This is a genomic window from Swingsia samuiensis (genome assembly GCF_006542355.1).
GTDB classification, from domain to species: Bacteria; Pseudomonadota; Alphaproteobacteria; order Acetobacterales; family Acetobacteraceae; genus Gluconobacter; species Gluconobacter samuiensis.
The window spans coordinates 2,137,142-2,163,214 of sequence record NZ_CP038141.1; the positions used below are offsets into that span (position 1 = coordinate 2,137,142).

Annotated in this window: 23 protein-coding genes and 1 tRNA gene; 15 read left to right on the top strand and 9 right to left on the bottom strand. The window is 42.4% G+C overall.

The window, feature by feature from the left end:
* Positions 1 to 51 precede the first annotated feature (51 nt).
* From cydD to recQ, 4 genes are read left to right on the top strand one after another with little or no spacing between them, the layout of a single operon-like run.
* Entirely contained in the window at positions 52 to 1,743 is a 1,692-nt protein-coding gene (cydD, locus tag E3D00_RS10195; RefSeq protein ID WP_246091438.1) for a thiol reductant ABC exporter subunit CydD, read from the top strand.
* Positions 1,740 to 3,404 (top strand): thiol reductant ABC exporter subunit CydC, encoded by a 1,665-nt coding sequence (gene cydC / locus E3D00_RS10200; RefSeq protein WP_141462278.1) that lies wholly within the window; start codon positions 1,740 to 1,742, stop codon positions 3,402 to 3,404. The genes cydD and cydC overlap by 4 nt, the downstream gene beginning before the upstream one ends.
* A gap of 55 nt (positions 3,405 to 3,459) precedes the next feature.
* The gene (locus E3D00_RS10205) at positions 3,460 to 3,873 is read left to right on the top strand and encodes an OmpA family protein (protein WP_141462280.1); all 414 of its coding nucleotides are present in this window, start codon (positions 3,460 to 3,462) and stop codon (positions 3,871 to 3,873) included.
* A gap of 3 nt (positions 3,874 to 3,876) precedes the next feature.
* On the top strand, positions 3,877 to 5,739 hold the full coding sequence (gene recQ, locus E3D00_RS10210) for a DNA helicase RecQ (RefSeq protein WP_141462282.1): 1,863 nt from the start codon (positions 3,877 to 3,879) through the stop codon (positions 5,737 to 5,739).
* A 12-nt stretch (positions 5,740 to 5,751) separates the two neighbouring features.
* Here recQ and E3D00_RS10215 read toward each other — a convergent pair whose 3' ends face one another.
* Positions 5,752 to 6,201: a copper chaperone PCu(A)C gene (locus E3D00_RS10215; protein ID WP_141462284.1), complete on the bottom strand. Its 450-nt coding sequence runs from the start codon at positions 6,199 to 6,201 to the stop codon at positions 5,752 to 5,754.
* A 102-nt stretch (positions 6,202 to 6,303) separates the two neighbouring features.
* Here E3D00_RS10215 and nrdR point away from each other — a divergent pair, with 102 nt between their 5' ends.
* The 3 genes from nrdR to thiL are packed head-to-tail and all read left to right on the top strand — an operon-like array spanning position 6,304 to position 8,245.
* The gene (nrdR, locus tag E3D00_RS10220; RefSeq protein WP_141462286.1) at positions 6,304 to 6,759 is read left to right on the top strand and encodes a transcriptional regulator NrdR; all 456 of its coding nucleotides are present in this window, start codon (positions 6,304 to 6,306) and stop codon (positions 6,757 to 6,759) included.
* A 40-nt stretch (positions 6,760 to 6,799) separates the two neighbouring features.
* Positions 6,800 to 7,282 carry a transcription antitermination factor NusB gene (nusB, locus tag E3D00_RS10225; RefSeq protein ID WP_141462287.1) on the top strand — a complete coding sequence of 161 codons (483 nt, stop codon included), beginning with the start codon at positions 6,800 to 6,802 and terminating at the stop codon, positions 7,280 to 7,282.
* Positions 7,283 to 7,285: 3 nt separating this feature from the next.
* Entirely contained in the window at positions 7,286 to 8,245 is a 960-nt protein-coding gene (gene thiL, locus E3D00_RS10230) for a thiamine-phosphate kinase (protein WP_141462288.1), read from the top strand.
* Here the strand turns inward: thiL and E3D00_RS10235 are convergent.
* On the bottom strand, positions 8,242 to 9,411 hold the full coding sequence (locus tag E3D00_RS10235; protein ID WP_141462289.1) for a hypothetical protein: 1,170 nt from the start codon (positions 9,409 to 9,411) through the stop codon (positions 8,242 to 8,244). The two genes, thiL and E3D00_RS10235, sit on opposite strands and share 4 nt — an antisense overlap.
* A 150-nt stretch (positions 9,412 to 9,561) precedes the next feature.
* On the opposite strand from E3D00_RS10235, the gene E3D00_RS10240 reads away from it, so the two are divergent.
* Both E3D00_RS10240 and glk read left to right on the top strand, forming a co-directional pair.
* On the top strand, positions 9,562 to 10,371 hold the full coding sequence (locus E3D00_RS10240) for an SDR family NAD(P)-dependent oxidoreductase (RefSeq protein WP_181441967.1): 810 nt from the start codon (positions 9,562 to 9,564) through the stop codon (positions 10,369 to 10,371).
* Positions 10,372 to 10,434: 63 nt separating this feature from the next.
* Positions 10,435 to 11,415 (top strand): glucokinase, encoded by a 981-nt coding sequence (glk, locus tag E3D00_RS10245; RefSeq protein WP_141462291.1) that lies wholly within the window; start codon positions 10,435 to 10,437, stop codon positions 11,413 to 11,415.
* 22 nt (positions 11,416 to 11,437) lie between these two features.
* Here the strand turns inward: glk and E3D00_RS10250 are convergent.
* Positions 11,438 to 11,511: transfer RNA gene (locus E3D00_RS10250), tRNA-Cys, on the bottom strand.
* A 154-nt stretch (positions 11,512 to 11,665) separates the two neighbouring features.
* Here E3D00_RS10250 and E3D00_RS10255 point away from each other — a divergent pair.
* The 3 genes from E3D00_RS10255 to E3D00_RS10265 are packed head-to-tail and all read left to right on the top strand — an operon-like array spanning position 11,666 to position 16,394.
* On the top strand, positions 11,666 to 13,156 hold the full coding sequence (locus tag E3D00_RS10255; RefSeq protein ID WP_141462292.1) for a TolC family outer membrane protein: 1,491 nt from the start codon (positions 11,666 to 11,668) through the stop codon (positions 13,154 to 13,156).
* Positions 13,157 to 13,191: 35 nt separating this feature from the next.
* On the top strand, positions 13,192 to 13,680 hold the full coding sequence (locus E3D00_RS10260) for a DUF2497 domain-containing protein (protein WP_141462293.1): 489 nt from the start codon (positions 13,192 to 13,194) through the stop codon (positions 13,678 to 13,680).
* A 47-nt stretch (positions 13,681 to 13,727) separates the two neighbouring features.
* The gene (locus tag E3D00_RS10265; RefSeq protein WP_141462294.1) at positions 13,728 to 16,394 is read left to right on the top strand and encodes a valine--tRNA ligase; all 2,667 of its coding nucleotides are present in this window, start codon (positions 13,728 to 13,730) and stop codon (positions 16,392 to 16,394) included.
* A gap of 57 nt (positions 16,395 to 16,451) precedes the next feature.
* Here E3D00_RS10265 and ilvD read toward each other — a convergent pair whose 3' ends face one another.
* Positions 16,452 to 18,308 carry a dihydroxy-acid dehydratase gene (gene ilvD / locus E3D00_RS10270; protein ID WP_141462295.1) on the bottom strand — a complete coding sequence of 619 codons (1,857 nt, stop codon included), beginning with the start codon at positions 18,306 to 18,308 and terminating at the stop codon, positions 16,452 to 16,454.
* A 144-nt stretch (positions 18,309 to 18,452) separates the two neighbouring features.
* Here ilvD and msrA point away from each other — a divergent pair, with 144 nt between their 5' ends.
* Positions 18,453 to 18,986, top strand: a complete 534-nt coding sequence (gene msrA, locus E3D00_RS10275) for a peptide-methionine (S)-S-oxide reductase MsrA (protein WP_141462296.1) — start codon at positions 18,453 to 18,455, stop codon at positions 18,984 to 18,986.
* Between the two features lie 21 nt (positions 18,987 to 19,007).
* On the opposite strand, the gene E3D00_RS10280 is transcribed toward msrA, so the two are convergent.
* The 5 genes from E3D00_RS10280 to E3D00_RS10300 all read right to left on the bottom strand — a co-directional run bounded on the left by E3D00_RS10280 (position 19,008) and on the right by E3D00_RS10300 (position 24,484).
* Positions 19,008 to 20,324, bottom strand: coding sequence for an ABC transporter ATP-binding protein (locus tag E3D00_RS10280; RefSeq protein WP_141462297.1), 1,317 nt, complete (start codon positions 20,322 to 20,324; stop codon positions 19,008 to 19,010).
* Complete coding sequence (locus tag E3D00_RS10285) at positions 20,321 to 21,952, bottom strand: ABC transporter permease subunit (RefSeq protein WP_181441968.1); 1,632 nt, start codon at positions 21,950 to 21,952, stop codon at positions 20,321 to 20,323. Before E3D00_RS10285 ends, E3D00_RS10280 begins: the two co-directional genes overlap by 4 nt.
* Before the next feature lie 80 nt (positions 21,953 to 22,032).
* Positions 22,033 to 22,485: a dUTP diphosphatase gene (dut, locus tag E3D00_RS10290; protein WP_141462299.1), complete on the bottom strand. Its 453-nt coding sequence runs from the start codon at positions 22,483 to 22,485 to the stop codon at positions 22,033 to 22,035.
* A gap of 19 nt (positions 22,486 to 22,504) precedes the next feature.
* Entirely contained in the window at positions 22,505 to 23,692 is a 1,188-nt protein-coding gene (gene coaBC / locus E3D00_RS10295) for a bifunctional phosphopantothenoylcysteine decarboxylase/phosphopantothenate--cysteine ligase CoaBC (RefSeq protein ID WP_141462300.1), read from the bottom strand.
* Between the two features lie 3 nt (positions 23,693 to 23,695).
* On the bottom strand, positions 23,696 to 24,484 hold the full coding sequence (locus tag E3D00_RS10300) for a class I SAM-dependent methyltransferase (protein WP_141462301.1): 789 nt from the start codon (positions 24,482 to 24,484) through the stop codon (positions 23,696 to 23,698).
* A gap of 30 nt (positions 24,485 to 24,514) precedes the next feature.
* Between E3D00_RS10300 and mutM the strand changes: the two genes are divergently transcribed.
* Positions 24,515 to 25,348, top strand: a complete 834-nt coding sequence (gene mutM, locus E3D00_RS10305) for a bifunctional DNA-formamidopyrimidine glycosylase/DNA-(apurinic or apyrimidinic site) lyase (RefSeq protein WP_141462469.1) — start codon at positions 24,515 to 24,517, stop codon at positions 25,346 to 25,348.
* Positions 25,349 to 25,477: 129 nt separating this feature from the next.
* Complete coding sequence (gene rpsT / locus E3D00_RS10310; RefSeq protein ID WP_141462302.1) at positions 25,478 to 25,747, top strand: 30S ribosomal protein S20; 270 nt, start codon at positions 25,478 to 25,480, stop codon at positions 25,745 to 25,747.
* The last annotated feature ends 326 nt before the right edge of the window (positions 25,748 to 26,073 follow it).

A 26,073-nucleotide genomic window follows, 5' to 3' on the forward strand; every position in this document is an offset into this window, starting at 1 on the left:
TAACAAGTGATAAAACTGTCCTATAAACCTCTCAACTCTTAATATAAGTTGATGATGATGGTTGATAAAAAAATTACTAAGGAATGGATAAAAGCACAGGGAAAAGCTAATCTTGTCCCAACAAGTGCTATAATATCCCTAGGATTTATCTCAACAATACTGGGTCTAGTTCAAGCTTGGGGACTTGCAGAAACGCTTTCTGCTGTTCTTTCTAATCACCCAAGCCATCTATTATCTTCAATATTTATTTTTATTTCGGCAAGTGTTTGCCGAGTTGTATTTAATATTTTTCAAGAAAATATTTCTTTTAAAGCTGGAAAAATAGCAAGGCGGCGCTTACGCTCTGAAGTAATATCGCGCATTATACAAGAGGGTCCAAGTCTTCTGCGCCGTCAGCATAGTTCATTGATTACAACGATGATCGTTGATCGTATTGAAATGCTTGATGGATATTTCGGCCGCTGGGTACCTGCATCAGCTTTATGGTTGATCTCCCAATGGACCGTTGTTCTTGCTGTTTTTTACATTAATCATAAAGCAGGTATTATCCTTGCGTTATGCTGCGCATCATTGCCTGTTTTTCAAGCGGTTTTCGGTATCGCCATCGCCGTTGCGTCAAGGCGACAATTTCTTGCCATGACACGTTTACAAACGCGTTTTTTAGACCGTGTAAAAGGTATCGCAACTATCGTCCTTTCCGGAAGTACAGAAAAAGAAGCCTCCGCCCTTTCTGAGAGCGCAGAAGATTTACGACTACGTACAATGAAAGTCTTAAAAATTGCATTCGTTGCTTCTGCCACAACTGACGTGGCTATGGTCATAGCCTTAGTTTTAATCGTGATTACTCAGGCCCATACTCTACATAACTCCATTTCTGAAAATACCCTATTTCAAGCTCTTTTTGCAATTCTTCTCGTTCCAGAAGCTTTTTCCTCTTTCAGGGCACTCTCAGCAGCCTATCAAGACAGAGCGCATGCCTCCGCAGCAGCAGAAGCAATGCATGACTTGTCCCCACTAACTTCACATATCCCCGAAAGGTCTTCTTCTTCCTTATTGGACCCCAAAAAAATCTCTATCACAGCACAAAACCTTACTTTTTCATGGGATAACAAACGCTCACCCGCTCTTTTTGAAATTAATTTTTACCTGCCTGCGGGCCAGACACTAATTCTGGAAGGCCCTTCAGGCGCAGGAAAATCTACGCTGATTGAACTTCTTCTTGGCTTTATTTCTCCAACGGAAGGGAAAATATTTTTTAACGATCAAGATATGGCATCTTTATCACCACAAGAAATTTCTTCTTACATTAGCTGGATCGGGCAAAAACCAATCATTTTTGCAGGTACAATCCGTGAAAATATTCTTTTTGCCAAACCTGACGCCTCAGAAGAAGAACTACAAGCAGCAATTTCCGCAGCCGCAATTAACGATTATCTACCCAACCTATCCAACGGTTTAGAAACACGTATAGGAGAGGGAGGCTTTGGTGTATCGGGGGGACAAGCCCAGCGGATTGCCATTGCCAGAACCTATCTCAAAAATACTCCCATCCTTCTTTTGGATGAACCAACGTCTCATTTAGACCCTGCAACAGAGCAAGATATCCTTGAAAGCCTCAAAAAATTATCGAAGGGAAAAACAGTTGTTTTGAGTTCTCACTCTTCCTTAGTAAAAACCTTCCAAGGGCAGCATCTTGTTTTGAACAAAGGCCACATATCTTCCTATAGCGAGGAAACGCTATGAGCAATTCAAACACTCCTTCTCATAAAAGCCCTTTATCCCAAGTTTTGAGCGTTTGGAGACCTCATTATAAACGTCTAGCATTGGGGATACTTTTGGCGGAAAGTACCGTTTGCGCCAGCTTGGCACTCATGGGGCAAACGGGTAGCCGAATTACTCATGCGGCTATAGGTGTAGCTGCAGGTTCAATTCTTCTGCAAATTATTGGCTCTTCTCAAATTATTCTACGTTACTCAGAGCGTCTTTATACGCATGATGCCATGTTCCGTGCGATTTCTGATTTGCGAGTATGGTTTTACCGTCGCTTAGCATACGGTGCAGCCGCAGGGTTAGGATTCCAGCGAACGGGTGACTTATTATCCAGAATAGTCTCTGACGTTCAACAATTGGATAATCTCTATTTAAGGATCATTATTCCATTAACTACGGCATTCATCACTCTGCCAGTGGTTTTCCTTGTTTGGATAAAAGAAGGGGGAATAACTTCTGCAATCCTCACACTTATCTTTTTAGTTTTAATCTTTATTATCCCTTTCATTGGGGCCAAAATATCTCTGCGTTATCAATCAGACATACTGGATGCGGAATCAGAGCTCAGAATAGCTGCGCTTGATTTTGCATCCGGCCTAAGGGAGGTCCGTGCATTTAGTGCTGAAAAAGTTTTATCGAACATAATTATTGATAAACAAGAAAAATTATTCTCTGTTCAAGCACGCCAAGCTTTACAAATGGCATTAGCGCACGGCGTAGCACAATTATTTGCCAAAATAGGCATTCTTGTCGCTCTATGCGCTGTTGTGGGTATACTCCTCCCTAAAACAGAAACGATATGGGGAATATCTACTTTATTCCTGACTATAGCAGCCATGGATGGTGTTACGGGTCTTGCTAGGGCCGGCCTCCTTTACGGGGAAACCTCCTACGCTGCAAAAAGAATAATTGATATTAACAATCAGGCCACCTTAACGCCAGAAGGAAATGCCACTTTACCACAAAGCTCTGATATCCGTTTAGAGCATGTTAACTTTCGATGGGATCCGAATAGACCTCTTATCTTCAACGACTTATCTCTTACCTTACGACAAGGCGAAAGAGTTGCTCTCATAGGTCCTTCTGGGGCTGGAAAATCAAGCCTTGCAGCACTTCTTCTTAAAGTCGTCGTTCCTGAAAAAGGAGAAATCTTTCTTGGGGAGACGAATATAAACTCCCTTAACAATGAAAAACTTCGCTCTCGTATTGCTTGGCTTTCACAAGCAAGCCACCTTTTTGATGACACTATCCGCTCTAATTTACTCCTAGGCCGAACCGATCTATCTGATGCTGAGTTATGGACAGCGCTTGAACAAGCTCAAATCGCTGACATGGTCCGCGATCTGCCTGATGGATTAGATACCTGGATTGGAGAACATGGCTCCAAACTATCTGGCGGGCAGGGACGTCGGATTGCGCTTGCTCGTGTGTTACTCTCAAACGCTCCTATTCTTATTCTTGATGAACCGACAACAGGTCTGGATGCAGATACCGAACGCGATTTTATTGCAACACTCAACACAATTAGTGCTGGCAAATCTATTCTTTTAATTTCGCATCGTTTAATTGGAATCGAAAAGCTTGACCGTATCTGGCAACTAGAGAATGGACGTATTGTTTCTTCCGCTGGTTGATTATACTTTACGGGAAAAGCCCAACACAGTTTTACTTTCTTAGGACGCTATTGCCATGGTTCGTTTTCTTTCTTCTCTTCGTTATACCGCTCCAGCCTTAGTCCTAACAACGGCAGCACTCGGTGGATGTGCACATCAGCAATCACGTGACAATTATGTCGTTTTCTTTGACCGTGATTCAGTATCTCTTAGCCCCACATCTGAAGATATTATTGCTAAGGCTGCAGCAGAAGCACAAAAAGAGAATGCTAAAACCATCCGGGTTGCAGGCTCAACCGGCCTAGACGGGGATTTGGATATTCTAAAAGAATTAGCCAACAGTCGTGCTAAAGCTGTTGCTGATCGCCTGACATCTGATGGCGTCGGTTCTGCAAAAATTGTGACTGTTCCTGTAAAGCCTTCACCTTTAGAAGACTCTCATGTAGCTCTTCGTCGTGTTGTTATTACAATCAACCCACAAGGTATGTAATCCATGAGGTCTGACACTACAGGTGATCCTTCTTCTTCTATCTGTAGTGTCAAGCCTCATTCCCCTAAAGAAATTTTAAGAACAACCTTTGGTTTCTCAGATTTTCGTGGCCATCAGGAATCTGCCGTCAACGCCCTCATAAATGGCGAAGACGCCCTTGTTCTCATGCCTACAGGTGGCGGAAAAAGTCTTTGTTATCAAATTCCAGCAATATGTAGAGCAGGGATGGGGATAGTTATTTCCCCTCTTATTGCCCTCATGAATGATCAAGTAGCAGGCTTGCAACAGCTTGGCATTAGGGCTGCCGCGCTTCATTCTGAATTATCTTCTTACGATAGACAGACCCTCTGGCAAAAATTACGCAATCATCAAATCGATATTCTATATATTTCTCCAGAAGGTTTACTCCAACCTGGATTTATATCCTTTTCACAAAAACAAAATATTTCTCTGATTGCTATTGATGAAGCACATTGCGTATCTGCGTGGGGACACGACTTCCGACCAGAGTATAGACAGTTAGCGAGCCTAACAGAACTTTTTCCTAAGGTTCCAAGAATTGCTCTCACAGCTACAGCAGATCAACGTACACGTGATGATATCCTCAATCTTTTAGGGATGAATGAAGCTCATATTTTTGTATCAAGCTTCCATCGTACTAATCTGTTTATTGAAGCGCGCCCTAAAGGTAGCGAAATCAAACAACTTCTCGAAACCTTAAGCACGCATACAGAAGGCGCTGCAATTGTCTATTGTGGAAGCCGGAATAAAACAGAACGAATTTCGAAATCTTTGCATAATCATGGCATTACAGCTCTTCCTTATCATGCGGGTCTATCTGCACTTGAGAAGAATGCTACTCTTCTGCGTTTTCGTTCTGGAGAAAAAATAGTTATCGTTGCAACGATTGCATTCGGGATGGGCATAGACCGCCCGGATGTTCGGCATGTTATTCATCTTGATATGCCGGCTTCTCCCGAAGCATATTATCAGCAAATAGGGCGCGCGGGCCGTGATGGTGAGCCCTCTAAAACATTGCTGCTTTATGGCGGGGAGGACATGGCCCGAGCACGCTTCTGGCTAGAACAGTCCAACGCACCAGAGCATGAAAAACGCACCATGCAATCCCGCCTAGAAAGTATGATTGCATTAACAGAAACAACCGGATGTCGAACGCGAGCTCTTTTATCCTGCTTCAATGAAGATTTATCTCATAATTGCGGGCATTGTGATAACTGTTTGACACCGGCATTTACTTTTGATGGAACCGAAGCCGCGCAAAAAGTTCTATCTGCAATATATCGTTCCGGACAAAAATTAGGCGCTGTACAACTCGCTAATATTCTACGTGGAAAAATTAACGATACCATTTCACGAAACGCCTACGACCAACTTTCTGTTTTTGGTATAGGGAAAGAGCATACGGAACGCTGGTGGCGAAGTGTTATTCGCCAATTAATTGCACGTGGCGCTATTCGAACACATGGTGAATATGGAAGCTTAGCCTTACATACAGAAAACGCTCGCCCCATATTGCGTGGAGACGAAAAAATTTTCTTAAGAAAAGATCTGACAGATACAATCCAAGTAAAAGCAACTCCTTCAAAAGCAAATGATGAGCTGTCAGCTGACGAAACGCTCGTTTTCAATGCTCTCAAACAATGGCGCTTATCTGAAGCAAAAGAACAGGAAATTCCGCCTTATATTATTTTTCATGATTCTGTTTTGAGGGAAATAGCCCAAGAGCATCCAGTCTCTCATAACGAACTTGCTCAAATCCGCGGTGTAGGCGCCTCTAAACTAGAGCGGTATGGAGACGCTGTACTCGCTGTTATGAAAGAGATATCCCTCAAAATTATGACGTAAAGATTCCTTACGTTATTTTTTCATATCAACATTAAAAGAAACTGTGACGCTAGGACCGTTTAATATATTAAACGTAAAAGGGATCTTTTGATTAGCAACCAAAGGCGCTTTTAAGCCAAGACAAATAAAATGGTAACTCCCATTTGGAAAGATCATCTCAGAGTTATGAGGCAACACTAGGTGTGTGAACAAATCATTTGTCAGAGACGTATCTTCCTGATTCGTATGGTGTGCTACAATTGATGTGCATTGAGGAGAAGAAATACCATTCAATAAATGATCAACTCCATCAGCATTTCGAATCGTAAAATACCCTTGCGCATGAGTTGCTTCATATTGAGAAGGGACTAAACTTGTTTGAACGATACTAATATGGTCAACAGCAGGTGGTGTGTCTGTATCTGCATAAGCAGCAGAGCAAGCCCCAAGTAAGGAAAAGAACATAAACAACGATTTCAACATCACTCTCCTGCTAAACTCCAAAATTTTGGGGTATACAAATTTTGTCTGGTAGAATGACTATATTACTTTCAAACGAACAAGACTAGATGATCGGAATATTTCATGCGCTGTCCTTTTTGTGGACATGAAGAGACACAAGTCAAAGATAGTAGAGCCAGTGAAGATGGTTCTGTTATCCGGAGGCGGCGAGCCTGCTCTTCTTGTACACAACGTTTTACAACTGTTGAACGGGTTCAATTAAGAGAATTCAGCGTTGTTAAAGCTGATGGACGACGCGTTGCTTTTGATCGTGATAAATTAGCACGCTCAATCCGAGTGGCTCTTCGAAAACGTCCTGTTGAAGAAGAGCATCAGGAAAGGCTTGTTAATCAACTTGTCCGACAGCTAGAGATTTCTGGTGAGCAGGAAGTTTCATCTCATCGTATTGGAGAGCTTGCGATGGATGCGTTACGTGAAGTAGATGGTGTAGCCTATGTCAGATTCGCAAGCGTATACCGAGATTTTCGAGAGGTAGAAGCTTTTTCGAAAATTCTGGCTGATATGAATACCCCTCCTTGAGAAGATCATCTTTTTTCAAGAAATTATTTTAGGAGACATTATGACCTCTTCCGAGGTGCAAAAAAAACGCCCAACCCGTCGTAGCCGAACAATCGCACGGGTTGCTGCCGTTCAAGCGTTATTCCAATGCGAGCAGTCTGAGGAAACAGCTGAAACTGTTATCAATCAATTTCTGCGTCACAGACAAATTAGTTCTTCTGCTTCATTTGAAGACGGTCATATTCCGGATGCTGATTTAAAACTCCTGCAAGAAATTGTAAAAGGTACCACCCTTGAGCAAGACAAAATTGATCATACTCTCAGTGACGTTTTACCAACCCAATGGCCTTTACCACGCCTAGACCCTGTTTTGCGTGCACTATTGCGCGCTGCTACCTATGAAATTATTAACACGAATACCGACAACCGAATTATTATTAATGAATACCTAGACGTTGCACATGGCTTCTTCTTTGGAGATGAGCCTAAACTCGTCAACGGCATTCTTGATACATTAAATCGTCGCCAGGAAGGCAACTCATAAATCATGAAGGGCGAGTTTGATTTTATCACCCGTCACTTTCGACCTCTAGCAGGGGAAGAAAGTTTAGATTTACGGGACGATTGTGCTCTTATCCCATTTGCCTCTAAATTTTCTGGGCAGGAAATAGCTGTCTCCACAGACACAATGGTCGAAAATGTCCATTTCCTACCATCCGATCCACCTTATACTCTTGGTAAAAAACTTCTTCGCTGTAATTTATCTGACCTAGCGGCTATGGGCGCTTCTCCATACGCTTACACCCTCAATGTTACTGTTCCAAAATTAGACAAATATAACGATGCATGGTTTCAAGATTTTAGTCGTGGTTTAAAAGAGGATCAGTCTTTCTACGACATTCACTTAATTGGTGGCGATACAACATCAACATCAGGCCCATTAGTCTTATCCGCAACAATTTTTGGCACTGTCCCTCAAGGCCAAGCTTTACGGCGCAACACCGCCCAAATAGGTGATTCATTATGGGTTACTGGTACGATCGGTGATGCAGCGTTAGGCCTTCTAGCCCTTCAAAGTAAAATACCAGACCCTACAGGTTTTTTAACCCAACGCTATCGTCTTCCAGAGCCTAAAACGACTTTAAAATTAAATACTATCGTAAATGCAGCTATGGATATATCAGACGGTCTTTTACAAGATAGCCAACATTTAAGCCATGAATCTGGAGTTTTTATTAGTATTTGGCCTCACAAAGTGCCTCGTTCGCAAGCTGCTCGAAAACTAGGCAACGAATGGTTGGAATTATGTTTAACTGGGGGTGATGATTATGAACTTCTTTTAGCGTGCTCTCCAAGTAATGAAAAAGCTCTTCAACACGAATGTTTAGAAAAAAACGTTCAAATCACTAAAATTGGGTATATGGCATCAGGGCAGGGTGTCCGCTTACTTAATGAAGCAGACCAAACAATCCCTTTTCCTAAACGCCTTGGATGGCAACACTTTTAAGCATCTATCGTTTTTTCATAAAGTCTATAACGCTTATAAGGATGAGGAACGACAGCTTCTGCCAGATTCTTCATACCTGTGTCTGATTCTAATATCCAACCTAGTTCTACCCAAGAATACGGCAAGCTTTCACCACGCCGTAAAAGTTCTGCAATGGCCAGAGAAGGTAACAATGCACCCAGCATTGTTCCACGCAATTTACTTGTGACCCCTAACAAAATAACACGTGCAGAATGGAAGCGGTGTTGAGCAATACGTGTTCCCAACTTTAGCCACCCTAAAAGGGAAGGAGAACCGCCAAGGTCTGAAACGATATCATACAGATTTGGCAAAACCAGCGCCATTGCCACCGGAACATCATCTTTATCAATCTGAACATAATGTTCTGGTTTTAATAAAATTTTAACCTGATCAATCAGAGCTTTCATTTCATAATCTTGCAGTGGAACAAAATTATACTTCTTACTCCACGCATCGTTATAAAGTGTCCGCAAAACTTCGCCTTGAGCTGCAATCTGCTTCTTGGACAAATGCTTTACAGCAATGGAGCCTAAACGCCCTTCACCTATTCTCATATCTCCTGGAACTTTAAATAATGATGCACTTTCTTTAGTCAAATTAAGTTTATAGCTCAGCAAATCTTCTGTTTTATGATAGCCTGCCGCTTCGACTAAACTCCCTAATATTTTGGGATGCCAAGGCATAGCGATCATCAAAGGTTGGTCTTGTCCCTCAATCATGAGACCACTCTCTCCATTACCACTAAGAGTAACAGGGCCCCGCATACGCTCCATGCCTTGTAAACGTAACCAACCGTAAGCAGCATCTAAAAGTGCAGAAATAATATTCTGTTCTGGAAGAGCATCTAACGCTCCAAAAGAACCTATTTTTTCTCCCCAAGCCTCTATAGCCCTATGGTCCACAATAGCAGCCACTCGACCTACAGGCGTTTTTCCGCGCCATGCTAAAAAATAGCGAACACTTGAATGCCGAAAAACAGGAGACTTCTTTGGGCTTAATAATTCTGTTTGTTCCATATCTAAAGGCGGAACAAAGCCTTTCATCCCTTTATATAAACGCCTAGGTAAAGTTATAAATAATTTTAAATGAGCCCGAGTAGTAACGGGACGAACGATTAAGTCATCTTGAGGGGCAGGCACAGTCATAAGTTTTGGCCTTGCCTTTTCGTTTGAAAAAAACATTCATCAATTAATAATGTCATATCATTACCATGTTGGGTCGTATTATCATGCTTGTAAAGGTTATACCTTCTTAATGGCAACCCGACTATACTTTTCAAAATGGATATTTTTCCCATGACGGCTCAATCCCGCTCCCACTCACATATTCAATCGCATATTTTAATCACAGGAGCATCAAGCGGCATAGGAGCTGCTCTAGCACTCAATTATGCAAGATCAGGAACTCATCTTATTCTTTGGGGACGAAATCAAGAGCGTTTAGAACAAATTGCCAAAAAAGCTCAACAACATGGGGCATCAACAGAAACACATGTTATTGATTTAAATAACACAAATCATGCTCTTGAATGCCTACAGCATATTGATAGTGACCATCCAATTGATATTTGCATTTTTGCCGCTGGGATCAGTGATATTCGACCTGAAACAGAGCTGACTGAACTCCCTCACATCGTTCAGAACATAGCCTGCGTTAATTTTTCAACCCCGATTACATTAGCCACCGAAATGGCAAAACGCATGGCTATACGAAAGAGTGGAAATATTGCGCTAATAGGCTCTGTCGCAGCTTTTCATGACCTCCCCATGGCAAGTGCCTACAGCGGATCTAAGGCAGGACTAGCGCGTTTTAGCACAGCACTTCATGCAGCTATGAAGCCCCATAATGTATTCGTTACCCTTATCTCACCTGGATATGTTGATACTCCCATGAGTCAAAGACTTGTGGGCGCACGACCTTTCCTTGTATCCCCTCAGAAAGCGGCTCGCCTTATATCTAAAGCAATAGGGCAGGGACGAGCGCATCTTCTCTTCCCCAGAATATTTTTTATTACTAAAGTTTTAGAATATTTGATGCCACGATCAATTACCCATAGACTCCTTAGAATCGCGAACGTAAAACAAAATCCCTCAACTTTAAAATAACTAAACGCAACTAATGCGGCAGAAAGTGCCTTTTAAATTTCAAGATTAGGTGTGGAGACAAACATGAGAGAAATTGTTGCAGTTGATATCGGTGGCACTCATGCTCGCTTTGCCATTGCTGGGATTAAAAATGGCAAAGTCGTTGAGCTTGGAGAAGCTGTTACTCTCAAATGCGCAGAACATGCGAGTCTAGCCCTTGCTTGGGAAGCTTTTGGCCGCATGCTCGATCATCCTCTTCCTAAGGAAGCAGGAATTGCAGTTGCTTGCCCTATCAAAGGCGAAATTTTGCAAATGACGAATAATCCTTGGATTATTCAGCCAAGCCAATTGGCAAAACGTTTACACCTCAATGATTTTATCCTTGTAAATGACTTTGGAGCCGTTGCACATGCCGTCGCTCAAGTTGATGCAAGCCATATGCAACATCTCTGTGGCCCTGAAGTTGACTTACCCTCTCAAGGGACAGTTTCCATTATTGGCCCAGGAACAGGTCTTGGGGCTGCCTGCCTTCTAAAACGAAATGATAAATATTTTGTTATGGAGACAGAAGGGGGACATCTTGATTATCCACCGTTGGATGACGTCGAGGATAAAATTCTAAAAGCTCTTCGCAGTCGTTTCCGTCGTGTTTCTGCAGAACGCATTGTTTCTGGCCCTGGCCTTACAAATCTCTACGAGGTTATTGCTGAACTACAAGGGCTTCCTATCACCCTAAGAGATAACAAAACTCTATGGATGAACGCGATGGAAGGTTCAGATAGTATTGCAGCCGCTGCTTTAGAACGATTCTGCCTAAGCTTAGGTGCTGTTTCTGGAGATTTGGCATTAGCCCATGGTGCACAAGGTGTTGTGATCGCTGGTGGCCTTGGTCTGCGTCTAGCCAACATCTTGGGCAAATCAGGCTTTTCAGAAAGATTCGTTGCGAAAGGTCGCTTTGAATCCATGATGAAAGAGATGCCTGTTAAAATCATCACTCATCCACAACCAGGCCTTTTTGGCGCAGCAGCTGCCTATGCAGAGGCGCATCCGAATGCAGGTGAGTAGCGATTTGAGGGGAATAACCTCCTGGAGGTCCGAGCGGGAATCGAACCCACATACACGGATTTGCAGTCCGCTACATAGCCATTCTGCCATCGGACCTCAAAGGAGTGAGTTCTATATCCTCTTTCATGGTCATTTGGTCAAGAGTGGATCTTCATGAAAATGAGGATTTTTCTTCTTCAACATAACGCGCTATATAAAAACAGCTTTTATTAAAACACTGCTCTATTCGGCAGACAGCAGGATTCTCTCAATGGTGAACTCAGGATATAATGGCTCAAAGATTGTAACTGTTCCTCTTGGAATAGGTCTTCTCTCATTTCTCCTGAGTGGAACATCATTAGCGCAAAAATATGATGGAAGCGGTTCGCCATCTTTTATTCCGCACACCCTTAAAGAAGCATTGGCAACAGCGTACCTCACCAACCCAACACTCAGAGAAGAACGCGCACGCTTGCGTGTCACCGACGAACAACTTCCCACAGCAATGGCTGGGTGGCACCCGACCATTCAAGGGACCATGAATCTAACCTACTATAATGGTCAGTCAGATTATGCGTCTGTAGGGTCAGGCAATTCAGCTTCTCCCAACGGATCAACCTTTGAAGGCAACAATCGGCGATACAAAACACCTGGATATAATGGGGGCGTCACAATAAGCCAGCCCCTCTACCAAGGTGGAAAAACAATCGCAGGGATCCATGCGGCCAAAAATCAAATTATGGCCGAGCGAGCCAAATTAATTTCTGCAGAACAAGAAGTCTTTTCAAAAGTTGTAGATGCTTACGTTGGGGTAGTTGAAGACCAGCTTCTCTTACAATTAGCGATTAATAACGAACACGTTCTTAAACAGCAGCTCGGTGCAACTGAAGAACGTTTCCATATTGGTGAAATTACGCGAACGGACGTAGCTCAGGCTCAGGCTGCTCTCGCCAGCGCGACAGCTCAACGTCAACAAGCAGAGGGAACACTTCAAACAGCCCAAGCAACCTATCTGCAAATCGTCGGTATTGCTGCCCCACCTAATTTAGAGCAACCTCAACCTCTGCATTTACCTGTGAAAAGTGAACAAGAAGCGGTCGCGGTCGCGGTAGAAAACAACCCCGATGTCATCAACGCACTTTTTACTGAAGCACAACAAAAAGATAATGTTTCAGTCCAGATTTCTGGCATTATGCCTAAAGTTTCTGCAGAGTTAGGCTATCAACGCTCCATTAATAACGCTTATAGTCACTCACTAAACGACAATAAATTTGGAGAAATTGAGTTTCAGGTTCCTATTTATCAGGGAGGTTCTGAATACTCAGCGATTCGTGGGGCTCGCCAACAAGTTCAAGCGGCACACCGGGAAGTCGATGTTCAAAGACGCTCTGCTCTTCAAAAAGCGGCGTCAAGTTGGCAACAAATGATCTCCTATAAACAGTCCATTGCCAGTGATCGTATAGCTATTTCTGCTAACGTGATCGCTCTGGATGGGGTAGAACGACAAGCTCTTGTTGGAACAAGTTCAACATTAGCCGTTCTCCAGCAGCAACAAACACTGCTACAATCCCAACAAGCTTTGGTGCAGCACCTATCAAATCTCGTAGTAGCTTCCTATGCCGTTGCTTCTTCTATGGGGAGATTAACGGCGGCAGATTTAAAGCTTGGCGTGCCTCTTTATGATGAAAAAGCTTATTATATGGCTGTTAAAAATAAACTATGGGGTATGAATGACTACGCCATTAATCAACCTGGGCGTTAATCATTTCTTTTGGATTTTAGATTACTCTCTCATTCATGAGCGATCCTAAAACCCCCATAGAAAATAAAGTCTCCAATGATGAACATTTTGGAGACTTTCTTCATTCCATTCGTCGTGCGTTAAACAATGACGAAACACTTCCATCACAAGCAGCAACAAATCATATGAATGAAACAGATATGAACAATTCTGAAGATTTTTTTTTAGAGCCATCAATGATGGTTTCCAAACCTGATTCTGTCCCCAACATAGAAGCTTCCAAAGAAGAGAAAAAAAATATCCACCTTATGGATAGCCTCACACAAGCTGCTGCAGAACAATCTCTCAATGCTCTTCATTCAGCATTTAACGCGCGTACGCTAGCACCAGATACAATTGTCAGTAATAATAATAGCATGACCATTGAAGAAATGGTCCGTACAGAAATTAGAGGGATGGTAAGAACGTGGCTTGATGCCCATCTACCTTCCTTAGTAGAAATTTTAGTCCGTGCGGAAATCGCTCGTTTGCGTCCCAAAGACTAATATTCTCTCTTTAGTCACCTTGTTTACCTTTAGCCTTCTGGATTCTCATGCTCGAAAAAAGCTTTATCCCTGCAGATCATGAAACATCTCTCTATCAAGAATGGGAAAAGAGTGGTGTATTTCACGCTCATCCAGAAGCTGATGGCAAACCTTTTTCTATTATGTTTCCTCCTCCCAATGTAACCGGGACGTTACATTTAGGACACGCATTAGATTTTACTCTTCAAGACATTTTAATCCGCTGGAAGCGTCAGCAAGGCTACAATGTCTTATGGCAACCAGGAACAGACCATGCTGGTATTGCGACCCAAATGGTTGTTGAACGAGCACTAGATAAAGAAGGGATAAGCCGTACCAGTCTTGGTCGAGAAGGTTTTCTTGAGCGCGTATGGGAATGGAAAAACCAATCTGGCGATACTATTGTAAAACAACTACGTAAATTAGGTGCATCTGCAGACTGGGAGCGTGAACGCTTTACCATGGACGCAGGATTATCTCGCGCTGTCCGTAAAGTTTTTGTTCAACTTTATGAAGAAGGAATTATCTCGCGAGATTACCGACTGGTTAACTGGGACCCTCACTTTAAATCAGCTATTTCTGACCTTGAAGTCGAAAATAAAGAAACAAACGGGTCCATGTGGTATATTCGCTATCCTTTAGATGATGGCCGTACCATTACTATAGCCACGACACGACCAGAAACCATGTTGGCAGATGCTGCCGTCGCTGTTCATCCAGAAGATGAACGATACACCGATATGATTGGTAAGTTTGTTACTCTCCCCATTACAGGGCGGCGTATTCCTATCATTGCAGATAATTATTCAGATCCAGAAAAAGGAACTGGCGCAGTAAAAATCACTCCTGCTCATGATTTCAATGATTTTGAGGTCGGCAAACGCCACAGTCTCTCAACATTGACTATTCTGGATGAAACAGCACATATTTGGCTTGAAGAAATACGAAACGAACTCAAAGACGTTCCAGGCATTGCTTCCATAGAATTTGCTACCTCTCTAGCAGGCCTATCCAGAGAAGATGGCCGTAAGCGTATTATTCAAGAACTCGAAAGACTTGAGTGGCTTGAAAAAATTGAACCTCATAAATTACAGGTTCCATATGCTGAGCGTGGAGGCGCAATCATTGAGCCACGCTTAACACTTCAATGGTATTGTGATGCAAAAAAACTATCTATTCCCGCCATTGAGGCTGTTGAAAGTGGAAAAATTAGTTTTGAACCTAAGCAATGGGAAAATACTTTCTTTGCTTGGATGAGAGATATTCAGCCTTGGTGCATTAGCCGACAACTTTGGTGGGGACATCGTATCCCAGCATGGTATGGTCCTGATGGGACTACTTATGTTGCGGAAAATGAAGCTGAAGCGCAGGTCCAAGCTGGAGAAAACGTCCCTCTTACTCAAGATGAAGATGTTTTAGACACATGGTTCAGTTCTAGTTTATGGCCTTTTACAACACTGGGTTGGCCAGATAGCACCAAAGAACTAGCACGTTATTATCCCACCAGTGTCCTCGTGACAGGATTTGATATCATTTTTTTCTGGGTCGCCAGAATGATGATGATGGGCCTTCACTTTATGGATGATGTGCCGTTTAAAACCGTTCTTATTCATGGGTTAGTACGCGATGAAAAAGGACAGAAAATGTCTAAATCACGCGGGAACGGAATTGATCCCATCGATCTAATCTCTGAGTTTGGCGCAGATGCTACCCGCCTCGCTATTTGCGCAGGAACAGGACCGGGCAGAGATATTAAACTTGGCCAGAAACGCGTCGAAGAGCATCGCGCTTTCATTACAAAACTTTGGAATGCTGCTCGTTTCTTAGAAATGAACGGGGTCCATCCATCAGAGACCTTTGATGCCACAAAGGTAAAAAGTTCTTTAGGACGATGGATTTTAACTGAAACAAATAATGCTATCCAAAATGCTGAGAAGGCACTCTCTATCTATCGTTTTGATGAGTATGCCAACTGTTGTTATCATTTCGTCTGGGGCTGCTTCTGTGATTGGTTTGTAGAATTTTCTAAACCTTTTCTTACAGAGAATAATGCAGAAGCCGAGGAAATCCGTAATGTCAGCGCGTATGTTCTCGGTATTATTTTAAGGTTAATGCAACCTGTTATTCCCTTTGCCACCGCTACACTTTGGAAGGAACTTGGGTATAAAGGTAAGTTCACAGATATTCACTGGCCAGAAAACTTCACTGTAACCAACCCCGATCAAGCATCAAGTGAATTGCAATGGGTTATAGATTTAATCAGCAGCATACGTGCCGTACGTGCAGAGATGAATATTCCTCCCGCGCAAAAAACCCCTTTGCTATTGAACGAAGCTTCTCCTGAAACCTTACAACGTGCACAAAACTGGTCTGAAGTTATAGGCCGAATGGCGCGAGTTTCTGAAATAAAAACAATTGAAACAGAGATTCCACGCTATGCCGCTCAAATTATTTTAAAAGAGGCAACCGCTTTTATTCCTCTTGAAGGCCTAATTGACTTAGATGCTGAACGAGCACGGCTATCAAAAGAAATCCAAAAAAACGAATCAGAAATTGTTAAGGTTCGTCGTAAATTAGATAATGCTGACTTTATTAGCCGCGCAAAACCAGAAGTGGTGGAAGAAAACCGTCAAAGACTGAAAACTTTTGAGCATGATTTAACACGATTTAAAGAAGCTTTAGACCGCATTTTATAAATCTCTAATTTAGATCTGTTGCCTTAAAAGCAACGGATCTAAATTAATTCTAAGACCCTATTCTCGGGTTTTTACTATGATCTGAGATAAGTCTCTCACAGCCCCATTTGCCGCACTCGTTGTCATTGCAGCATATGCTTGTAAAGCACGAGAAACAACACGCTCACGGTTAGGCTTCCAAGCTTGTTCACCTTTTTCGTGCATTTTTTCACGTCGAGAAGCTACTTCACTATCTTCAATATCTAAGTGTAATGATCTTTTGGGGATATCAATGTGTATTTGATCCCCATCTTCAACTAAACCAATCAACCCACCTTCAGCCGCTTCTGGCGATACATGTCCTATAGATAAGCCAGAACTTCCTCCAGAAAAGCGCCCATCCGTGACTAAAGCACACGTCTCTGCCAAACCTTTCGATTTTAAATAACTCGTCGGATATAACATTTCCTGCATCCCGGGGCCGCCTTTAGGGCCTTCATATCGAATAATAACGACGTCTCCGGCTTTAATTTTATTACCTAAAATGGCAGAAACAGCATCATCCTGACTTTCGAAAACACGTGCTGTTCCTGTGAAGGTCAAAATTTTATCTGCAACACCTGCTGTTTTAACAATAGCTCCATCTACAGCCATATTCCCATATAAAACAGCGAGGCCCCCATCCTGAGAGAAGGCATGTGCTCGATTACGAACAACACCTTTCTCACGATCCGTATCAACGTCCTTATAACGGCTTGATTGCGAAAAGGCATGCACTGTACGAACACCACCTGGTGCTGCCTGAAACAATTCAATCGCTTCAGAATTATGGTTGAGAATATCCCATTTTTCTAAAGCGTCTTTTAATGTTTTTGCATGAACCGTTCCAACGGATGTATCAATTAATCCTGCTCGATGAAGTTCTCCCAAAATAGCAGGAATACCTCCCGCTCTGTGTACATCTTCCATATGTACATTTGCTTTTGCTGGTGCGACCTTGCAAAGATTAGGCACTTTCCGAGAAAGACGATCAATATCAGCCATATGAAAATCAACTTCACCTTCTCGTGCAGCAGCAAGAAGATGCAAAACCGTATTCGTAGATCCTCCCATGGCAATATCGAGTGCCATAGCATTTTCAAACGCACTGCGTGTCGCAATATTTCTAGGTAAAACAGAAGCATCTTCCTGTTCATACCAACGGCGCGCCAACTCAACGACTAAGCGCCCTGCGTTTAAAAAGAGTTCTTTGCGTGCTGAATGTGTTGCTAACAGTGAGCCATTCCCGGGCAGCGACAACCCTAATGCTTCTGTTAAGCAGTTCATCGAATTGGCTGTAAACATACCGGAGCAAGAGCCGCATGTAGGACAGGCTGAGCGTTCAATCTGCTCTGATTCAGCATCACTGACGTTAGGATTAGCAGCTGCCACCATTGAATCAACCAGGTCTAACTTGCGATCAATTTCTGGTCCATCCAACTTTCCGGCTTCCATAGGCCCACCGGAAACAAACACAACTGGAATATTAAGCCGTAACGCAGCCATTAACATACCAGGAGTTATTTTATCACAATTACTAATGCAAACGATCGCATCGGCGCAGTGAGCATTCACCATATATTCAACAGAATCTGCAATCAGCTCACGTGAGGGTAGGGAGTACAGCATTCCTCCATGTCCCATCGCGATGCCGTCATCAACTGCAATCGTATTAAACTCTTTTGCTATGCCTCCAACTTCTTCAATAGCAGAAGCAACAAGTGCACCCATATCTTTTAAATGCACATGCCCCGGAACAAACTGGGTAAAGGAATTTGCGATTGCAATAATGGGTTTACCAAAGTCCCCATCTTTCATTCCTGTTGCTCGCCATAAAGCACGCGCGCCAGCCATATTACGACCATGAGTTGTGGTGCGGGAACGATAGGCTGGCATTTAATACACTTTCATTTCTAAAAAACTGTCTATTTTATAGCAAATGAAATACAGATAAGCCAGTCTATGAAAGATAAGTTCATCGGTTATATAATCTTTCTGCAATGCTTATATCTTAGATAATTTTAAAAGGAGGCTCTCAATATGAGCTCACATAATTCTATTATTCTTGGGGCTGGCTGCTTCTGGTGCGTTGAAGCCGTTTTTACAGGTTTAAAAGGCGTAATTTCTGCTCATCCTGGATATGCAGGCGGAACAGTAAACAATCCTACATATGAAGCTGTATGCGCAGATAAAACTGGACATGCTGAAGTTGTAGAATTGGTTTATGATCCAAATGAAATTTCTCTTAAAGATCTTTTACGTGTTTTCTTTACCACGCATGATCCAACACAACTGAACAAACAAGGGAACGACATTGGCTCACAATATCGATCAGTTATCTTTGGTGATGCTGAGCAACAAAAACTGGCACAAGAAGTAAAAGAGGAAATATCCGCTGAAAAAATATGGCCTGACCCTATTGTAACAAGGATCGAAGGCCCAACACAGTTTTGGTTAGCCGAAGAAAAGCACATGGATTATTTTGCTCGCAATCCAGAAACCGCTTACTGTGCCGCTGTTGTTGCCCCCAAAGTAGCTAAAGCACGAAAACTCTATCGTGACCGTTTAAAATAATATTTTTTACCTAGGAGATAATTACTCTTCATCTTCTAGGTAGAACCGATCTGCCTCTTCGTCATAATCAAATAACTCAGCATATCTGGCCCAATCCAACGCAGTTGTTAAAGTTTGATGTGCATAAGAAGAAGACATATTTTCTTCTAATATTTTACGAAAATAAGACGCATCTACGGTATGGTTATGCCTCTCATCTAACGTGCTGCGAATAACTTTGAGAAGGGGAATATGATGCAAAAAAGCTGTCCGCATAATATCTCTGCGGGCATCTCCATCTCCCTCAACAAACTTTTGACCTTCATCTGTCAGCAAAAGATCTCCATCTTCCAACTGTGCTAATTCGAGTAACTGCAAAGACTCACCTAAAGGGAGCAGATCATCCAAGGTCATTTGCAAACGTTGGGCCAAGTCTGGCAAATCAGCTCGACCAGCAAGAGAAGAAGATCCTAAAACCTCAATTAAACCGACCAGCATTTCAATAGAGAGATTAGGTAAAACAATTGAAAAAAGCGGAAGGTTGTTGTCTTCCAACGTCAAAACTTGCTCAGCTTCTGAGACTATTGGAGCCCGACGTGTCATCAAGGAATAGACTTGATCAACAAATCGTCGGAAATTTTCATCATTCCTATTTCTGGGATGAGGGAAGGGCACCGCAATTTCATGCGTTACTTTCCCCGGATGAGACGAGAAAAGAAGAATTCGGTCACACATTAGCACCGCCTCTTCAATACCATGCGTTGCTAAAATAATTGCTTTTAAATGAGAAAAACGTTTTTCAAACCATAACTCAATAATATCTGTCCTTAAATTTTCTGCACTTAACAGATCAAGAGACGAAAAAGGCTCATCTAGCAGCAAAAGGGTAGGGTGCAGCACAAGTGCGCGTGCAAAAGACACACGCTGCGCTACAGCTTCTGAAATCTCTTTAGGATATGCATTTTCATACCCCTCCAAGCCCATAGTCTCTAAAAGAGTGTCGGTTAAATCAGCTCGCTTTCCTCGTGGAACTCTTTGAGCTTCTAAGCCCAGTAAAATATTTTCTCGTACACTCAACCACGGCAATAAGGCGGCTGCCTGAAAAACAGTCGTAACTTTATCCAGTACACCATCATCTGGTTTTTTATACCAGATAACTTCTCCGGCTACAGGCTGATCCTGACCTGATATTATTTTCAGAAGAGATGATTTCCCAGACCCAGATCGTCCTAAAAGGCCTAAAATCTCACCCTCCTGAACGTTAAAACTCACATCTTCCAAGACCAATAAATCAGCATTTCGATCTTTTTTATAAATTTGCCGACAATTTTTAAGGCTTATCAAAGGTTGCTTTTTCATCGGATTGTATATTTCTGCGCTGTATAGGTAATAATGGGTTGAAGTATAAAGCGTTCTAAGAACATTAAAAGCGCCGTTAATGTCATCAACAAAATAATCTGATTCTCCATCGTCCCATGCAGCACACTCATAAATAACATCCTTCCAAGCCCATGATCCTTTGAAGCAAAAGATTCTGCTATCATCAAAAAATCCCACATCGGAACAGCAGCTAAAGATAGGCCAACAAGTAAATTACTAATGACCGAGGGGAAAATCAGTTTCTTCCATAGTAATAGGCCCTTTACGTGTAGATTTATGGCCATTTGACGCCAAGAATTTGGAATAGAATCAAGCGCTAAGAATATTTTCTCTCCTACCAACCAATATGTGCCAATAAAAAGAAACAATGATACAAAATAAAAACCGGAATATTTTAAGAATGGATAAAATATAATGACTGGAAATATAGAAAAAAACTTCAAAAACCTAAAAACAGAAACCCGATTTTTCAAACTGTACAAAACGAAAGCCGAAAGCATCCAAAACAAAAACAACAAAATAAATGTATTTAGAACCTCCCAATATGATATCAGAGAGCCCAATAAAATTTTCTCTAATTTTATTTTTCCTAAAAAATAAACAAGACAAACAAGGGATATATTTATAAAAAATATAATATTTAAATTTTTACTACCCTCATTTTCTAAATCTATTTTCCTATAAATTCTTCCAAAACGAATATTCCCCAGTCGACTTATCAAATTATGGAATTCAAGACTAATAATACTTAAAAAATTAGACCGCCGCCAAAAATGAAGAAACCAAGACTTACTGTGGTTTTTCTGAGGCCCTCTAATTTCCCCACTATACCGATTACCCCATATTTTCATGGGGCGAATAAAACACTGATCCACCAAAAGCACCAGTGTAACAAGAATAATCAATATTTCAGCAAGATTCCCAATATCTCTATGTTCTAGTGCAATAAGACCAATGCCACCACACCCAGAAATATGAGAATATTGCATAAGGGTTAAAATCCCCTCTGCACAAATTAAACGAAACCATACCCCCGGCATTGAGTGAGAGATGTTAGATACCATACTCGGAATAGCAGCTGGTATTTGGATCCGCCAAAAATACTGCCACTCCGTTAAACGAAAGCCTGTAGCAACCTCTTCAATGTCAGTCGAAATACGATCATTCACCTCTAAAATTGATGAAGTCACGGCCCAAATGACATTAAATGCCGCTATGAAAACGATCGTCAGATCAGAAGAGAAGAAATATAAACAAACCCCAATCAAACCTATCCCAGGGATAGATTTTGCAACAGATAATGCTGGGGCTAAAATACGCCGAAACCAAAAAAATTTGCAGGCCAAACCGCCCAAACCTAAAGAAAAAGCACCAATACTCAAAAGGGCTAAAATAATATGGCTAACGGTATAGCCTATATCGATCCATAGGGAATAATCGGGATAGGGCAAAAATGAAAAATCACCTACGTTAGGTAATCTTTTATTCCCGAACAGGAGCAAAAAGAAGATAGCTCCCACCAATAAAATAGAAAGCTCAAAACCGCTCATACGTTGGCGAACACCCCGTATGATACGATAGGGCATGACCGATGGACTGCCCGCCATAAAATCTTTCCTACTCATTCAATTATTTTTAAATTAAGGCAAACCTAGCGTATGCAATCAAGCTTTTTTTGACAAAATACTCATCGCCCTGTGCTCCCAAACCCTCCTGAGCCACGTGTCGTCGCATCCAGAGAAGCGACTTCCTCCCAATGAAGGTGCACAACAGGTGCCAAAACGCCTTGTGCAATACGCATCCCACGTTCAATCTCAAAGCTTTCCTGACCCGCATTCATCACAATAATTTTTATTTCACCCCGATAATCCTCATCAATTGTACCGGGTGTATTGGGCAACATTATTCCATGCTTAAGTGCCAACCCAGAACGAGGGCGCAACTGCAACTCATAGTTTTCAGGAAGAGCTATACACAAACCAGTTGGAACTAATACGCGCTCTCCCGGCTTGACCGTTATTGTTTCGGAAATTGCCGCCAGAAAATCCACTCCCGCTGCTCCAGTCGTTCCATAAGCTGGTAAAGACAGCCCTTCAGAATGAGGTAAACGAGAAACTTTCACGTTAATATGTTTTTGCATGTAATCTCTGCCTTATAATTTATGACGGTATGAAAAATTTCGAAACACGCTCAGCCAAGCGTTGCGCAACATCTGTTTTTTCCATGTCAGGCCACATCTCAACACCAGTCGAATCAATCAAACTAACCTGATTCCGTTCAGCTCCAAAAACACCAACCCGCACATCATTTGCGACGAGCCAGTCACATCCTTTCCGTAGACGCTTGGCAATAGCATTTTCCACAACATCATCAGTTTCAGCAGCAAACCCCACGACAAGCGAGGGACGTTTTTGATGATGCGACAAAGTTGCTAAAATATCAGGGTTCTCTACTAGTCGAAGGGTAGGTGGCTCATCAGAAGACTTTTTGATCTTACTTGATGCTAATTCCTTTGCTCTCCAATCGCTCACGGCAGCCGTACAAATAGCAGCATCAGCCGGCAACGCAGCCTCACAGGCAGCCAACATTTCTTGTGCGGTACTGACTTGAACAACATGCACAGACTTTGGCGCAGGAATTTTCACAGGGCCACTAATCAACGTTACTTTAGCACCTTTTTCCGCGATAGCCGCAGCAATTGCATACCCTTGTTTTCCGGATGAATGGTTCGATAAAAACCGAACAGGATCCAGTGCCTCTACCGTTGGGCCTGCTGTTACTAAAACATGCTTCCCTGTGAGGGAACGGTCTGGGGCGAGAATAGAAAAGATTGCGTCTCGGATCACTTCAGGTTGGCTTAAGCGACCAGGACCAAACTCTCCACACGCCATACTTCCTTCATCTGGACCAACAAAGGAAACTCCACGTTTTTTGAGTGTAACAACATTATTTCGTGTAGCTGGATGCTCCCACATATGAACATTCATTGCAGGCGCCACCAAAATTGGCGCAGAGGAGGCTAACAGCAAAGTAGTCGCTAAATCATCAGCTAAGCCGTATGCCATACGTGCCATTAAATGAGCCGTAGCTGGGCATACGACAATAATATCTGCACTTCGCGCTAAAGCGATATGCCCGATCTCACTTTCTTGAGTTGGAGAGAAAAGGGCATCATGCACTTTCTCTCCTGATAAAGCCTCCAAACTAAGAGGCGTAATAAACGCTTTAGCAGCTTCTGTCATAACAGGCGTCACAACACAATTTTCAGCCTTAAGCAGCCGAACCAGCTCTAAAGCACGGTATGCTGCTATCCCGCCACCTACAATCAGCAACACACGCTTTTTCATTATTTATAAACGCCAACCAGAATGAATCGCTGCAATCCCACCAGAAAGGTTACGATAGGTCACACGTTCCAAGCCTGCATTACGCATCATATCACATAATGTCTCTTGATCTGGAAACATACGAATACTTTCAGCAAGATACTGATAGCTTTCTGAATCTTTCGCAATAATTTCACCCATTTTAGGTAAAACCTTAAAAGACCAGACGTCATAAATCGGCGAAAGAGCCGCAATTTCAACCCGTGAAAACTCAAGGCAGAAGAAACGCCCACCTGGCTTTAACACACGCCGTGCTTCTCTCAAAACAGCATCTTTATCCGTACAGTTACGCAAGCCAAAAGCAATCGTAACACGGTCAACAGAAGCATCGGGAAGGGGAATTGCCTCTGCATCCACAACGCAGACTTCTGTCTTATCAATCAGGCCAGCTTTAATCGCACGGTTACGACCTACAGAAAGCATTGCGGCATTAATATCGGAGAGAACAGCGGTTCCTCCTCCCGCACGCAGCCATCCAAAAGTAATATCTCCCGTGCCTCCAGCCAGATCTAAAAGCTTCATATTCGGGCGGGGATTTAACATTCCCACAAAAATACGCTTCCAAATTCGGTGAATACCCAAAGACATGACATCATTCATGACATCATATTTTCCGGCGACACTCTCAAAAACCTCTCGCACCATTGTTTTCTTCTGGCTTCTCGGAACGCTGCGGTAGCCAAAATCAGTGGTATCTTCATGGTGAGATGAAGACGAAGAGGGACTATGTTTGTATTCTACGCTATCGGTCATAAGCCATTCGATATATCTTTGTTTCCTATCATGCCAGAACTTCCCGAAGTTGAAACCATTATGCAAGGCTTAAAATCTGCTTTTACAGGGCAGAAAATTAGTTTTGCCCAACCTTATCGACCAGACTTAAGGTGGCCTTTCCCTTTGAATTTAAAAGAAATAATGGAAAATCAAACCATTATTTCTTTTCACAGACGTGCAAAATATATCTTAATGCGCCTTAGTAATCAGTGGACCATGATTCTTCATCTGGGAATGTCAGGAAGACTTATAATCAGCTCCTCCACCGAAAAGACTCCAAGAGATAAGCATGAGCATTTCGTGTTTATCACCGAAAATGGGCAACGTGCAGGTTTAGTCGACCCGAGACGATTTGGCGCCATAGACCTCATTCCAACCCCACATGAAACTCAACACCATCTTTTATCTCACCTTGGTGTTGAACCTCTAACAGAGAGCTTCTCGAGTAAATTTTTTTATGCACACCTGCAAAAACGCAAAGCGCCAATAAAAAATACTCTTCTGGATCAAAGGATTGTTGTCGGCCTAGGAAATATTTACGTATGTGAAGCTTTATTCCGAAGTCATATTCACCCCGCAAGGCCATCTCACTCCCTTACCTCCAATGAAGTTAAAACTTTAGTTTCACAATGCAAATCCCTTTTAAAAACAGCCATAAACTCAGGTGGATCCACTCTTAGAGATTATGTGAACGTTAATGGCGAGAAAGGAGATTTCCAAAACTTACACCTTGTCTATGGCCGCGAAGGTGAGGGATGTCCCAATTGTGGAGAAAGCTTCAAAATTTCACGTATTATACAAGCAGGACGATCCACTTTTTTCTGTCAAAACTGCCAGAAATAGGGTAATCATCACGCATCAAAGATTTTCTCTCTGTGAAAAGCGTGTAAAAAGCTTGACGTTCCTGCCTTAAGTAAGGTAAACGGCGCCAATCATTTTCGCAAAAAGACACTTAACTGAACCGAAAGATCCATGGCAAACACAGCTTCCGCCCGTAAACGCATCCGTCAAAACGAACGTCGTCGTGCTCGTAACGTTGCCCGCATGTCCCGTATGCGTACGTTCGTAAAAAAAGTTGAACACGCGATTCAGGCGGGCGATAAATCTGCCGCTAATGAAGCTCTAAAATTAGCACAACCTGAAATGCAGCGTGCGGCTGGCAAGGGTGTTGTTGCAAGAAACACAATTGCTCGTAAATTATCACGTCTTTCTGCACGCATTAAGGCTATTGCAACAGCTTAAGTCCTTTTTTGCATGTTATACTATAAATAACGCGCTTTCCTTCGAAGGCGCGTTATTTTTTGACTAAAAAATGACATTTAAACTCCATAAAAGTTATTATTTAATCTTCAAACTTGCGTCTCTCTTGGGAGAAGATTATTGTTAACAACGTTACATTTTATTATGAATCTTTGATCACATCGGAAAAATTTCCGATCTAAAAAACTAGATTCGTATTGAAAAATGAATCTCCAATCCCTTGGCTTTATCTGCCTTGGGAATCACCATAAACTGTCTTTACCATACGCGATCGCGTTGGGTTTATTATTGAAAGGGGTACTCACAAG